Genomic DNA, 13517 nt, shown 5'->3' on the forward strand with positions numbered 1-13517 from the left:
GCAATGATGAAAGGTATTATTCTGGCGGGTGGTTCAGGCACGCGCCTGCATCCGGTTACCCGCGCAATTTCCAAGCAGCTGCTGCCGGTGTATGACAAGCCGATGATCTATTATCCCCTTTCAGTGCTGATGCTGGCAGGCATCCGCGATGTGTTAATCATTACCACGCCTGAGGACCGGGCGCACTTTGAGCGACTGCTGGGGGATGGCAGTGAGTTTGGTGTCCGGCTTTCCTATGCTGAACAGCCAAGCCCGGATGGACTGGCGCAGGCGTTTATTATTGGTGAATCGTTTATTGGTGACGACCACTGCTGTCTGGTGCTGGGCGACAATCTCTACTTTGGTCAGGGTTTTAGTCCGAAACTGAAGAAAGTGGCTGCCCGGACGGAAGGCGCGACGCTCTTCGCTTACCAGGTGATGGATCCCGAGCGGTTCGGCGTGGTGGAATTTGATGAGGCGTTTAATGCGCTTTCAATTGAAGAGAAGCCGGCGCAGCCAAAATCGCGCTGGGCGGTGACCGGACTCTATTTTTACGATCGCCGCGTGGTGGAGTTTGCCAAGCGCGTCCAGCCCTCGGCGCGCGGTGAGCTGGAAATTACGGCGATTAACCAGATGTACCTGGAGGCGGGCTCACTCTCTGTTGAGCTGCTGGGGCGCGGGTTCGCCTGGCTGGATACCGGCACGCATGACAGCCTGGTTGAGGCCAGCGTCTTTGTGCAGACGGTAGAAAAGCGGCAGGGATTCAAGATAGCCTGCCTGGAAGAGATTGCCTGGCGCAACGGCTGGCTGAGCGATGCTCAGCTACAGGCGGCAGGCGAGGCGTTAACCAAAACCGGCTACGGCCGGTATCTGCTGGATATTTTACATGCCCGTCCGCGTCAGTATTGATCCCCTTGAGTGGGAGAGTGAGTTCTTTCATCAGCCCACGGCGCGCCTGACGCTGCAGGGTGAGCTGACGTTGCCTCAGGCGCTGCAGCAGGCGACGGGACTGCTGCAGATAAAAGTTCCCGCAGAGCAGACCGCGGCGATTGATGCGGTCTGCCAGCACGGCTTTCAGCTGGTTGAGGGAGAAGCCGATCTGACATTACCGCTGACGCAGACGGCGCGTCAGCCCGGCATACGAATTGCGCGTGAGGCGCAAATCCCGGCGCTGCGTGCCGCCGCCGCAGAAGCCTTCAGCCAGAGCCGGTTTCGTGCACCCTGGTTTGACGCGGCCGACAGCGGCCGGTTTTATGCGCAGTGGATTGAAAACGCGGTGCGCGGCACCTTTGATCACCAGTGCCTGATCGCCTGCGATGAACAGGGCAGCCTGCAGGGCTTTGTCTCCCTGCGAGAAGTGAACGGCGATGTGCGTATCGGACTGCTGGCGGTGCTGCCTGACGCCCGGTCGCAGGGAACCGGCCAGCGTCTGCTGCTGGCTGCGGCTGACTGGGGCCGGGTGCGCCAGCTGGCGCAGCTGCGCGTTGCCACGCAGCTCAGCAATCTTGCAGCGATGCGCCTCTATTTACGCTGCGGTGCCCGGCTGGAAAGCACCGCCTACTGGTTTTACAGGAAAGCATCATGATCCCTTTTAACGCGCCCCCTGTGGTGGGCACTGAAACAGACTATATGCAGTCGGCGATGGCCAGCGGCAAGCTGTGCGGTGACGGCGGCTTTACCCGGCGCTGCCAGCAGTGGATGGAGCAGCATTTTGGCAGTAAAAAAGTGCTGCTGACGCCCTCCTGCACCGCCTCGCTGGAGATGGCCGCGCTGCTGATCAACATCGAGCCCGGTGATGAAGTGATCATGCCGAGCTATACCTTTGTCTCCACCGCAAACGCGTTTGTGCTGCGCGGCGCCACCATTGTCTTTGTTGACGTGCGCCCGGATACGATGAACATCGATGAGACACTGATTGAGGCTGCGATCACGCCGAAAACGCGCGCTATCGTACCGGTACACTATGCGGGCGTGGCGTGTGAAATGGACACCATTATGGCGCTGGCCGCAAAGCATCAGCTTTATGTCATCGAAGATGCCGCACAGGGCGTCATGTCACAGTATAAAGGCCGCGCGCTTGGCACCATCGGGCACATCGGCTGCTTTAGCTTTCACGAAACGAAAAATTACACCGCCGGAGGTGAAGGCGGCGCGACGCTGATAAATGATGCGGCGCTCACCGAGCGTGCTGAAATTATCCGGGAAAAAGGCACCAACCGCAGTCAGTTTTTCCGTGGTCAGGTGGATAAATATACCTGGCGCGATATCGGCTCAAGCTACCTGATGGCCGATCTGCAGGCAGCCTATCTCTGGGCGCAGCTGGAAGCGGCACAGACCATTAATCAGCAGCGACTGCGACTGTGGCAGCGCTACTACGATGCGCTGCAGCCGCTGGCGGCTCAGGGGCGGATCGCGCTGCCGGCAGTGCCGGATAGCTGCCGTCATAACGCGCATATGTTCTATCTGAAACTGCGCGACAGTGGCGATCGCGAAGCGCTGATACGCTGGATGAAAGAAGCGGAAATCCTCACGGTATTTCACTATATTCCGCTGCATACGTCGCCTGCCGGTGAGCGGTTTGGCCGCTTCCACGGTGAAGATCGCGTCACCACGCGCGACAGCGAGCGCCTGCTGCGCCTGCCGCTGTTCTATAACCTGTCAGATAACAATCAGCGTACCGTGATTAGCTCTCTGCTGAGCTACTTTGCCTGATGTCGCTGGCAAAAGCATCGGTCTGGACCGCGGCCTCCACGCTGGTAAAAATTGCGGCTGGCCTGCTGGTGATAAAGCTGCTGGCGCTGAGTTTCGGTCCGGAAGGCGTCGGGCAGGCGGGTAACTTCCGGCAGCTGATCACCGTGCTCGGCGTACTGGCCGGCGCAGGCATTTTTAATGGCGTGACCGCCAGCGTGGCGCAGCTGCAGCATGAACCTGCGCAGCTGCGGGCGCTGACCGGCACGGCCTCTGCGATGGTGCTGGGCTTCTCGGCGCTGCTGGCCGCCGGTCTGCTGCTGGGCGCGGCACCGGTCAGCCGGGTGCTGTTTGGGCATGAGCACTACCAGAGCGTGGTGCGCATCGTGGCGTTTCTGCAGTTTGGCATCGCCTGGGCAAACCTGGCGCTGGCGCTGCTGAAAGGCTTTCGCGATGCGCGCGGTAATGCCCTGGCGCTGATAACCGGCAGCCTGACAGGCGTGGCCGGTTATATTATTTGCTGGTGGCTGGGCGGTTATCAGGGAGCGCTGGCGGGACTGGCGCTGGTTCCGGCGCTGCTGGTAGTACCGGCGCTGATTATGCTGCGGCGCCATCGTGCGGTGCTGCCGCTGCGCTGGCTCAGACCGGTATGGCAACCGGAACGGGCACGCAATCTGGCAAAGTATACGCTGATGGCGCTGATGACGTCGATCACGCTGCCGGTTGCGTGGGTGATGATGCGTAATCTGCTGGCGGAACAGCAGGGCTGGGCGCAGGTGGGATTATGGCAGGGCGTGACGACGATCTCTGACGCCTATCTGCAGTTTATTACCGCCACTTTCAGCGTCTGGCTGCTGCCGACGCTGGCACGCCTGGAGGATAAGCAGCAGATTGCACGGGAGATAGGCCGCGCGCTGCGGTTTGTACTGCCGGCGGTGGCGGCCGCCAGTTTCGCTGTCTGGCTGCTGCGCGACATGGCGATCTGGCTGCTGTTTTCCCCGCAGTTTAGCGGCATGCGCGATCTTTTTATCTGGCAGTTATGTGGCGATCTCTTTAAAGTCGGCGCCTATGTTTTCGGATATCTGGTGATCGCCAAAGCGTCGCTGCGCTTCTATATTCTCACCGAGATCAGCCAGTTTGCTTTGCTGACGCTGTTTTCGCGCTGGCTGATCCCGCTTCACGGCGCGGCTGGCGCAGCGCAGGCGTATATGGCGACCTATATACTCTATTTTGCCCTTTGCTGTGGCGCTTTCCTGATTTATTGCCGGACAAAATGACGTTATTTCATGTGCTGGGATCTGATATCCCGCATCACAATCAGACGGTGCTGCGTTTCTTTAATGACGTGATGGGCACTGAATTGCCTGCCGCCGCGCCGCGCCGCTTTATGGTGGTTGCTGCGCCTGGCTCGCTGCCCGCCTGTAGCCAGCTGCAGATCGAAACTTTCGCCACTAAAGCCGCGCTGGCGCAGGCGATGATAGCGCGCGCCGCCGATCGCTCTCAGCGCTTTTTCTTTCACGGACAGTTTAACCCGCGTATCTGGCTGGCGCTGCTCAGTGGAAAGATCCGCCGCCATCAGGCGTTCTGGCATGTCTGGGGAGCTGACCTGTATGAAGAGGGCGCCGGGCTGAAATATCGTCTGTTCTATCTGCTGCGCCGCATCGCACAGGGGCGTGTGGCTCAGGTATTTGCTACGCGCGGCGATCTCTTTTTTTATCAGCAGCGGCATCCGCAGGTGCCGGCGTCGCTGCTCTATTTTCCGACGCGCATGCCTGATATTGCGCTGCCGGCAGCCACGGCATCGGAGGGTGCGCTGACGATCCTGCTGGGTAACTCCGGCGATCGCAGCAACCGGCACATTGAAGGATTACAGGCGATACGCCGGCAGTTTGGCGAGCAGGTCAGCGTGCTGGTCCCGCTTGGCTACCCGGCCAACAACTATGCCTATATCGATGAGATCGATGCGGCGGCGCAGCGTCTGTTTCCGGCCGGGCAGGTTACGCTGATCCGCGACAGGCTCGATTTTCCAGCCTACCTGCAGCTGCTCAGACGCTGCCAGCTTGGCTATTTTATGTTTGAGCGGCAGCAGGGGATTGGCACGCTCTGTTTGCTGATTCAGGCTAACATTCCCTTTGTGCTGAACCGTAAAAATCCGTTCTGGCGCGATCTCAGCGAGCAGGGTGTTCCGGTGCTGTTCAGCTGTGATGAACTTGATGCCAGCCGCATCGCGGAAGCGCAGCGCCAGCTGACGGCGTGTGACAAGCCGGCCATCGCTTTTTTTGCGCCGGGCTATCTTGCCGGCTGGCGCCATGCGCTCAGCCTGAGTGAAGGAAGTGCATCATGAGTCTGCTGCAGTTTAGTGGTCTGCTGGTGGTTTATCTCTGCTCGCTGGGCTTTATCCTGACGCTCACCTGGCGTGAGTTCAGGCGCGTGCGCTTTAACTTTCATCTCTTCTTTACGCTGCTGTTTCTGCTGACCTTCTACTTTGGTTTTCCGCTGACCAGCATACTGGTGTTCCGCTTTGATGTGGCCGTGGTACCGCCAGCCTTTCTGCTGCAGGCGCTGCTGGCAGCCACCAGCTTCTACGCTGTTTATTACGTCAGTTATAAAGTCCGGCTGCGACCGGCCAGCGCCGCGTCGCGCAAGCCGTGGCTGGTTATGGATCGGGTGGAGACGCATCTCACCTGCCTGCTGCTGGCGCTGGTGGCGATTGGCACGGTGACCGTGTTTTTCATGCATAACGGGCTGCTGCTGTTCCGGCTTTCCGCCTATAACCAGATTTTCTCGAGTGAGGTTTCTGGCGTGGCGCTCAAGCGCTTCTTCTATTTCTTTATTCCGGCGATGCTAATCCGCTATTTTCTGCATCCGACACAGCGGCAGTGGCTGCTGTTTCTGCTGGTGACGGTGGCGTTTGGCTTGCTGACCTATGCGCTGGTGGGCGGTACGCGCGCAAACATCATCATCGCTTTTGCGCTGTTTCTGTTCATCGGTATTACGCGCGGCTGGATCACGCTCTGGATGCTGGCAGGGGCAGGCGCGATGGCGATCTGCGGTATGTTCTGGCTGGCGCTGCGGCGCTACAACCTGGATGTGGCCGGGGCAGAGGCCTTTTATACGTTTCTCTACCTGACGCGGGATACGTTCTCGCCGTGGGAGAACCTGGCGCTGCTGCTGCAGAACTATGACAAAATCGACTTTCAGGGGCTGGCGCCGCTCTGGCGCGACTTTTATGTCTTTATTCCGGGCTGGCTGTGGCCCGATCGCCCCTCTGCGATCCTGAACAGCGCTAACTACTTTACCTGGGAAGTGCTGAATAACCACTCCGGCCTGGCCATTTCGCCGACGCTGATCGGTTCGCTGCTGATCATGGGTGGCGTGCTGTTTATTCCACTGGGTGCGGTCGCGGTGGGTCTCCTGATGAAAGGCTTTGACGCGCTTTATACGCAGGGACGTGACAGCGACAACCGCTATAGCGGCGCGGTGCTGCAGAGTTTCTGTTTCGGCGCGGTGTTTAACATGATCGTTCTCGCTCGCGAGGGGCTGGACGCATTCGGCTCGCGCGTGGTGTTTTTCTGCATCATTTTTGCCGCCTGTACAGGCCTGGCAAAGCTGCTCAGCTGGCTGCTGGCGCGCGCAGGGCTTATTCGTCCGCGTCGTGTTCAGGCGCTGCGCGGTTCCTCCTGATCACCGGGCAAACGGAAGATGAAAACCATGAAGACCACTGAGCCGCATTACGCGATACGCGGCGTTGATCTGCACGCGTTTAACGATATGGAGAGCTTTGTCAGCTTTCTGCTGCCTGACAATACGCCCCGTTGCGGTACGCTGATTGCCATCAATGCTGAAAAGATGCTGACGCTGGAAGAAGATGCGCAGCTGCGCGCTCTGATTAGCGAAGCTGAGTTTAAATATCCGGATGGCATCAGTATTGTCCGCTCGCTGCGCAAAAAGTATCCGCAGCTGCAGGTTAGCCGCATTGCCGGTGCCGATCTGTGGGAGGCGCTGATGGAGCGCGCCGGACGCACCGGGATCCCGGTATTTTTAATTGGCGGCCGCGAGCAGGTACTGCAGGAGACCTGCGACAAACTGCAGCGTCAGTGGAACGTAAATATTGTTGGCAGCCAGAACGGCTATTTTGCCCCGGCTGACCGCGAGGCGCTGTTTGCACGTATCGCTGCGAGCGGCGCAAAAATCGTTACCGTAGCGCAGGGCTCACCACGTCAGGAGCTTCTGATGCGTGACTGCCGCCAGCACTGGCCCGACGCACTCTATATGGGGGTGGGCGGCACGTATGATGTTTTCACCGGCAACGTTACCCGTGCACCACGTCTCTGGCAGCGTCTGGGGCTGGAGTGGCTCTATCGGCTGATCCGGCAGCCTTCACGCTGGCGCCGGCAGTTAAAGCTGCTGAAATATTTGCGCTACCACTGGCGGGGCGATCTCTGAGGCTGCTGATTAATCCAGCGATTTTTTAGCTTATAAGCATGAAATTGCGCTATTTATCGACGGAATGCACAAAGCATAACCAAACGCGTTTTTTTCTTTAAAAAGCACTGGACAGGGTGAAGCCAAATACGTAGTATGCCCATCCGCAACGGCGCTACGCGCCCGTAGCTCAGCTGGATAGAGCGCTGCCCTCCGGAGGCAGAGGTCTCAGGTTCGAATCCTGTCGGGCGCGCCATTTTCTTTCAGGCGCAAGAGCTTCGGTGGTTTGTTTTAACCGCGTTATGCAGTGAATAGTAAGCGTGACAGCTTACGCACCAGAATTATGGTGGCTATAGCTCAGTTGGTAGAGCCCTGGATTGTGATTCCAGTTGTCGTGGGTTCGAGTCCCATTAGCCACCCCAGATTTTGCTGGGACATGCGAAGGTGGCGGAATTGGTAGACGCGCTAGCTTCAGGTGTTAGTGTTCTTACGGACGTGAGGGTTCAAGTCCCTCTCTTCGCACCAGGCAGAATTTTAGTAACAGAAGTAAAGAAGTAAAAAATCGGCGAGTAGCGCAGCTTGGTAGCGCAACTGGTTTGGGACCAGTGGGTCGGAGGTTCGAATCCTCTCTCGCCGACCATATTCGAAAAGCCTGCTTGAAAAAGCAGGCTTTTTTCGTTTGCGTGTAATCTGTGGCCAGGGCCGCATAAATGCGACCCCTACAGAAAACACGCGACACGATCTGCGAACCCTGAAAATACGCGATACGATCTGCGGCCTCCACAAAACCGTAGGGGCGCCATTTATGGCGCCCTGGTTAAAGGCGGATTCGATACGTAATGACGTAACCCGCGATACGATCTGCGGCCNCCACAAAACCGTAGGGGCGCCATTTATGGCGCCCTGGTTAAAGGCGGATTCGATACGTAATGACGTAACCCGCGATACGATCTGCGGCCTCCACAAAACCGTAGGGGCGCCATTTATGGCGCCCTGGTTAAAGGCGGGTGCGATACGTAATGACGTAATCCGCGATACGATCGCGGCCAGGATCGCATAAATGCGACCCCTACAATTTCGTAGGGGCGCCATTTATGGCGCCCTGGTTAAAGGCGGATTTGATACGTAATGACGTAACCCGCGATACGATCTGCGGCCCCAAAAAAACCGTAAGGGCGCCATTTATGGCGCCCTGGTTAAAGGCGAGTGCGATACGTAATGACGTAACCCGCGATACGATCTGCGGCCCCACAAAACCGTAGNGATACGTAATGACGTAACCCGCGATACGATCTGCGGCCCCAAAAAAACCGTAAGGGCGCCATTTATGGCGCCCTGGTTAAAGGCGAGTGCGATACGTAATGACGTAACCCGCGATACGATCTGCGGCCCCACAAAACCGTAGGGGCGCCATTTATGGCGCCCTGGTTAAAGGCGGATGCAATACGTAATGACGTAGCCCGCGATACGATCTGCGGCCAGGGTCGCATAAATGCGACCCCTACAATTTCGCAGGGGCACCATTTATGGCGCCCTGGTTAAGGGCGGGTGCGATACGTAATGACGTAATCCGCGATACGATCTGCGGCCAGGGTCGCATAAATGCGACCCCTACAATTTCGCAGGGGCGCCATTTATGGCGCCCTGGTTTGAACCCGCAATGCGACCCCTGCAGTTATTGTCGTATTTTTGCGACAAATAACTAATTGATAATATTATCTTTATTCCGCAAGAGATCTATTTGTCGTGGTTTTGCGACAGAAATGACCGCAGTGGCATACTGCCTGCGGCATCCCGCTTTTCAGATAGAAGAACAGCAGCGTTAACTTCCTGAACCCTAAAAGTTTTTTAAGAAAAATGCCATTTTGGCACATCTTGTGCAATACTTTCTGTCGTAGATGCTCATTCCACCTCTTATGTCCGCCCTGGCGACATAAACCTGGGAATGATGCAGAGCCCCTTACGGTATCCGTTGTCCAGCCTGGCAGTAACGCTGTGCGCTACTGTAGTTAGACGGACATTACGTTGAGTCGGATACCATCAGTTGTCTTACGACCTGATCTTACACCTGCTTTTGGCAGGTGTTTTTTTATCTGTTTGCGGCGGGATGGCACGGTTCAGGCAAAAAAAAGCCGGGACAAGCCCGGCAGACAAACAACAAGCATAAATCAGGTTGCCGGATTGTTCTTCAGCGTCATCAGCAGACCCTCGCGGCGCATGCTGGCCGCATCCTCCGGACGCTGCAGGCGATCGTAGACGTCCGCCAGCCAGGCATAGTCAAACGCATCAGGACGCTGCGCCAGCGCCTGTTCAAACGCATCGGCGGCCTGCTGCCATTCGCCGTGGCGCATCAGCAGCTGCCCCAGCGTACTGTGCAGCAGCGGCGTTGCGCCATGCTGTTTGATCTGCTGACGCAGCGCTTTCTCCAGCGCATCAGGGTTGCCGCTTTTAATGCGCGGCATCAGCAGCACCAGCCGATCGTCATACTGCTTTTTCAGACCGTCCAGCACGATATCCTGAGCCGTGTCGGGATCGTTGCACTCGATCAGATGCTCACTCATGGCGACCTGCAGCGCAGTCTCCTGACGCGTCTTGCGGCTTTGACTCTGCCACCAGCGCTTCAGGCCCTCACTACCCTGATCGGCCATCGCCTGATTCATCAGGCCCAGCCACGCCTGCTGCTGCAGCGCATGACGCTGCGCATCATCGTTAACTTTGGCTTTTTGCATCGCGGGCAGAATATCCAGCAGGGCACTCCAGGCACCGGTGCGAATATAGGCCTGCTCCGCCAGACGCAGCACCTCCGGATGGCGCGGCGCAACCTCCAGCAGACGGTCGACACCGTGACGCGCCGCATGATCTTCATTGCGCGCCAGCTGCAGCCGGACCCGGGTGATCTCTACCGGGATAGTATTGTTATCTGCCAGTTCAGAGGCGCGTTCCAGATGCTGATTAGCGCGGATTTCATCGCCGCGCTGCTGTGCCGCTTCGGCCGCAAGCAGATAGTTTGCTACCGGCTGATCGGCGTGATCGGCATTCTTCGCCAGCAGCTTCTCGGCCTGCTGATAGTCACCTTCAGCCAGCTTCATCAGCGCATGCTGCGTGTGACGCTGCGCGCTGCGACGTTTGCGGCCGGTGAACCAGCCGCGCGTACGGACGCCGGTGCGGAACAGACGGCGCAGGATCCATTCTGCCAGCAGAATCACCAGCAGGCTCAGGACCAGGATAATCCCCAGCCCCGTCACGCTGGTCTCAATATTCCAGTTATCCGTCTGGATCAGCACATAACCCTGATGCCCGGCGACCATCGGGCCCAGCACGACGCCAGCCAGCAACAGCAGGAAAAGTACCAGTACTTTTAGCATGGTCAGCCTCCCTGTTGTTCAGCCGCAACCGATGGCTGCGCCAGCAGATTGCGCACGCGCGTTTGCATCAGTTTTTCCAGCAGCGGCTGACTCTCCAGCGAATCCGGCACGTCCATTGAGATAGTCTGCTGGCTCAGCTCATCCAGCTGTGCAAGAAACGCCCGGGTCGCCGCATCGTTAGTGTCATACCAGGCGCGTACCCAGCTCGATACCGCATCCAGCGACTGCTTATAAATCTCCTCCTGATGACGCGGCACCGCCTGCGCAGCAACCAGCAGACGGGAGCGGATATTCTCACGCAGATAGACGTCCTGATTAGGCGCCAGAAGCGGCTGAGCGGTATTATCGCGGCGGCGGATGGTAATGAAATCATCCATAAAGTTATGCCAGCTCTTCACCAGATTCTGCCGCCATTCGTGCAGCGAGCCGGAGAGTTCGCCACCGTCGCTATCCATGGGCGCATCGTCGTTATCGTTGTCCGCCAGGCGCAGATTGTCTACACCATTAGAGAGCTGATTCAGTTTGAGAATAATGCCGTCGTAGTCGACCTGGCTGACGGCCGAAAGTGAGCTGATATCCTGCGTCAGCGCCCGGCGGACATTGGTCATGCTGGGATCGTTCATCTCAGCCAGACTGGTATCGGCACTTTTCAGCAGAGCAGCGGCCGTGGTGACATCCTGATCGCTCCAGAGTTTGCGGCCCGCCAGTTTGACCAGATAGTCAGCCTGTGCCAGCAGCCAGGTGCGGGTATCATTACCGGAAATAGTGGCGACTTTTTCGCGCAGCGTCTCCAGCTCTTTTGCACTGTTATCCTGCTTAGTGCGCGCTTCCTGCAGGGCAGTGCCCGCGTCAGTCAGCTGCTGCGTCAGCTGGCGTTTGTCGCTGCCAAGCTGCTGCTGCAGCGCGCTGAGCTGCTCACTGAGCTGCTGGTTAGTCTGAGCCTGTACATCGGCCTGATGTTTCCCGTTGAGGTAAAGGCCTGCGCCAATCGCCAGCGCAATCACAATTGCCACGGCGCTTAATACCCGGCCATCGCGCTGTTTTTCGCGTGGTGGCTGGTTTTCTGGCGTCGGGGAAGTGTCCGCTGGGGTAGTTTCTTCAACCATGGCGGAGGAAGCTTTGTGTTCCGTCATTGTGGCTCATCCCATTGTTAAGTTCAGCGTAACGCACGCAGCAGCGCGTCGTTATCGGCACCATCGGCTACGTCTATCTCCTGCCAGCCCGCTTCAACGGCCTGGGTAGCCAAACGTTCACTGACGACCACCAGTCGACAGTGCAGTAACCACTCCCGCCGATCGATTGGCGGAAACAGTGCATGGAGTTGTTTTAACATTTCACCGCTGGTTACCACCAGCGTGGTGATCCCGCGGTCGCGCCAGCGCCGGCCCTCAATAGCGCCGTCGTAGTGCTTCTCATTGCGCTGATAGCACTCACAGTATTGCACTTCTGCGCCACGTTCGATGAGAGTTTCAGCTAATAATTCCCGACCGGGACTGCCGCGCAGGATCAGCGCGCGCTTGCCGCTGACCTGCTGCAGGCGCTGCAGGCGAACCAGCTCTTCGCTGGTCTCCCGCGCATGAGGATAGTCTACTTTGAGATTTGTGACGGTATGCAGCGCCAGCGCGGTTGAGCGGCCAATCGCATAGTAGTCAGCGGCAGCGGGCCAGGCTGTCTGGCTGTGCTGCAGCGCCGGATGGGCGAAATTCACTACCTGCTGTGACAGCAGAAACACCAGATCGCCTGGCCGCAGCGCCGTCAGCTGTTGTGGTAACTGTGCTAAATCGCGACCCGGCGTAAATTCAATTAGCGGAAACGCCCACGCCAGCTTGCCCAGGCTGCGCAGGCGCGCAACCAGCTCGCTGGCAGCCGGTTCCGGACGGGTCACGAGGATAGTCATACCGGTGGCTGCCCCTGATAAACCTCATGCAGAATTTCGCGCGCGCCTTTATTCAGCAGCTCTTCAGCCAGCGAAATGCCCATCTGCTCCGCCTGCTCACGCGGGCCACGGCGCTCACCGGTTACCATCTGGCTGCCGTCGGGCGCACCGACCAGACCGCGCAGCCAGAGCTGGTCATCTTCCAGTACGGCAAAACTGCCGATCGGCACCTGACATCCACCCTCAAGCCGGGTATTCATGGCGCGCTCAGCCCGTACGCACACTGCTGTTTCACTGTGGTTCAGCGCCTGCAGCAGCGTGATTAATGCGCTGTCATCAAGCCGGCACTCAATGCCTACGGCACCCTGTCCCACGGCGGGCAGTGAAAGCTCTGCAGGCAGCGCCTGACGAATGCGATCTTCCAGCCCAAGGCGTTTCAGACCGGCAGCGGCCAGAATAATGGCATCATATTCACCCGCATCAAGCTTGCCGAGACGGGTGCCGACATTGCCGCGCAGCGAACGGATAACCAGGTCAGGCCGGCGTGCGCTCAGTTGACACTGGCGGCGCAGGCTGGAGGTGCCGACTACGGCACCCTGAGGCAGCTCATCGATAGCGTTATAGTGATTAGAGACAAAGGCGTCGCGTGGATCTTCACGCTCGCAGATAGTCACCAGACCCAGGCCTTCCGGAAAGTTAACCGGCACATCTTTCATGGAATGCACCGCCAGATCGGCGCGATTCTCCAGCATGGCCTGTTCCAGTTCTTTTACGAACAAACCCTTGCCGCCCACTTTTGCCAGCGGGGTATCGAGAATAACATCGCCTTTGGTCACCATCGGCACCAGCTCTACCTGCAGGCCCGGATGGGCTGCCATCAGGCGCTGCTGAACATATTGTGCCTGCCAGAGTGCGAGAGGACTTTGACGGGTAGCAATTCTGAAAATTTTGTTTAACATACCGTTAACCATTTTGATCGTTCATCGATTATCCTATCATCGATAGGGGAATGCTGTCAGTTTCAACGGATTGAAAAGGCCGCACTATTCATCTGTGGCTCGCCACACCTCAGCAGGCGTGGCGCAAAAAAAGCGGGTTGCTCTGTGGCAGATGCTAAACTGTCATGTAGCGCAACTTTCTTTACGGTCAATCCTTCTGGTGTTAGATTGATCACGTTTCCAGCA

Annotated in this window: 11 protein-coding genes and 4 tRNA genes; 11 read left to right on the forward strand and 4 right to left on the reverse strand. The window is 57.9% G+C overall.

The features are described from left to right. Positions 1-6 precede the first annotated feature (6 nt). The 11 genes from rfbA to F3I15_RS10525 all read left to right on the forward strand — a co-directional run bounded on the left by rfbA (position 7) and on the right by F3I15_RS10525 (position 7732). A complete protein-coding gene (rfbA, locus tag F3I15_RS10475) occupies positions 7-888 on the forward strand; it encodes a glucose-1-phosphate thymidylyltransferase RfbA (RefSeq protein WP_150017902.1) in 882 nt (293 codons plus the stop codon). After that, positions 866-1564: a dTDP-4-amino-4,6-dideoxy-D-galactose acyltransferase gene (gene rffC, locus F3I15_RS10480; protein WP_150017866.1), complete on the forward strand. Its 699-nt coding sequence runs from the start codon at positions 866-868 to the stop codon at positions 1562-1564. Before rfbA ends, rffC begins: the two co-directional genes overlap by 23 nt. After that, positions 1561-2691, forward strand: coding sequence for a dTDP-4-amino-4,6-dideoxygalactose transaminase (gene rffA, locus F3I15_RS10485; RefSeq protein ID WP_108570101.1), 1131 nt, complete (start codon positions 1561-1563; stop codon positions 2689-2691). Before rffC ends, rffA begins: the two co-directional genes overlap by 4 nt. Then, positions 2691-3944 (forward strand): lipid III flippase WzxE, encoded by a 1254-nt coding sequence (wzxE, locus tag F3I15_RS10490; RefSeq protein ID WP_150017867.1) that lies wholly within the window; start codon positions 2691-2693, stop codon positions 3942-3944. Before rffA ends, wzxE begins: the two co-directional genes overlap by 1 nt. Then, complete coding sequence (locus F3I15_RS10495; RefSeq protein WP_150017868.1) at positions 3941-5011, forward strand: TDP-N-acetylfucosamine:lipid II N-acetylfucosaminyltransferase; 1071 nt, start codon at positions 3941-3943, stop codon at positions 5009-5011. The genes wzxE and F3I15_RS10495 overlap by 4 nt, the downstream gene beginning before the upstream one ends. Continuing rightward, positions 5008-6351, forward strand: coding sequence for an ECA oligosaccharide polymerase (gene wzyE, locus F3I15_RS10500; RefSeq protein WP_150017869.1), 1344 nt, complete (start codon positions 5008-5010; stop codon positions 6349-6351). The genes F3I15_RS10495 and wzyE overlap by 4 nt, the downstream gene beginning before the upstream one ends. A 27-nt stretch (positions 6352-6378) precedes the next feature. Continuing rightward, on the forward strand, positions 6379-7113 hold the full coding sequence (gene wecG, locus F3I15_RS10505; protein WP_150017870.1) for a lipopolysaccharide N-acetylmannosaminouronosyltransferase: 735 nt from the start codon (positions 6379-6381) through the stop codon (positions 7111-7113). Between the two features lie 158 nt (positions 7114-7271). Next, positions 7272-7348: transfer RNA gene (locus F3I15_RS10510), tRNA-Arg, on the forward strand. Between the two features lie 90 nt (positions 7349-7438). Continuing rightward, a tRNA-His gene (locus F3I15_RS10515) sits at positions 7439-7514 on the forward strand. A 16-nt stretch (positions 7515-7530) separates the two neighbouring features. After that, a tRNA-Leu gene (locus F3I15_RS10520) sits at positions 7531-7617 on the forward strand. 38 nt (positions 7618-7655) lie between these two features. Next, a tRNA-Pro gene (locus tag F3I15_RS10525) sits at positions 7656-7732 on the forward strand. 1528 nt (positions 7733-9260) lie between these two features. Here F3I15_RS10525 and hemY read toward each other — a convergent pair. The 4 genes from hemY to hemC are packed head-to-tail and all read right to left on the reverse strand — an operon-like array spanning position 9261 to position 13292. Beyond that, a complete protein-coding gene (hemY, locus tag F3I15_RS10530) occupies positions 9261-10457 on the reverse strand; it encodes a protoheme IX biogenesis protein HemY (protein WP_150017871.1) in 1197 nt (398 codons plus the stop codon). A 2-nt stretch (positions 10458-10459) separates the two neighbouring features. Then, the gene (hemX, locus tag F3I15_RS10535) at positions 10460-11590 is read right to left on the reverse strand and encodes a uroporphyrinogen-III C-methyltransferase (RefSeq protein WP_039381739.1); all 1131 of its coding nucleotides are present in this window, start codon (positions 11588-11590) and stop codon (positions 10460-10462) included. Positions 11591-11613: 23 nt separating this feature from the next. Continuing rightward, entirely contained in the window at positions 11614-12354 is a 741-nt protein-coding gene (gene hemD / locus F3I15_RS10540; protein WP_150017872.1) for a uroporphyrinogen-III synthase, read from the reverse strand. Continuing rightward, complete coding sequence (gene hemC / locus F3I15_RS10545; RefSeq protein ID WP_039385678.1) at positions 12351-13292, reverse strand: hydroxymethylbilane synthase; 942 nt, start codon at positions 13290-13292, stop codon at positions 12351-12353. Before hemC ends, hemD begins: the two co-directional genes overlap by 4 nt. Positions 13293-13517 lie beyond the last annotated feature (225 nt).

It is taken from the genome of Pantoea sp. M_9 (assembly GCF_008631385.1).
GTDB classification, from domain to species: Bacteria; Pseudomonadota; Gammaproteobacteria; order Enterobacterales; family Enterobacteriaceae; genus Pantoea; species Pantoea eucrina.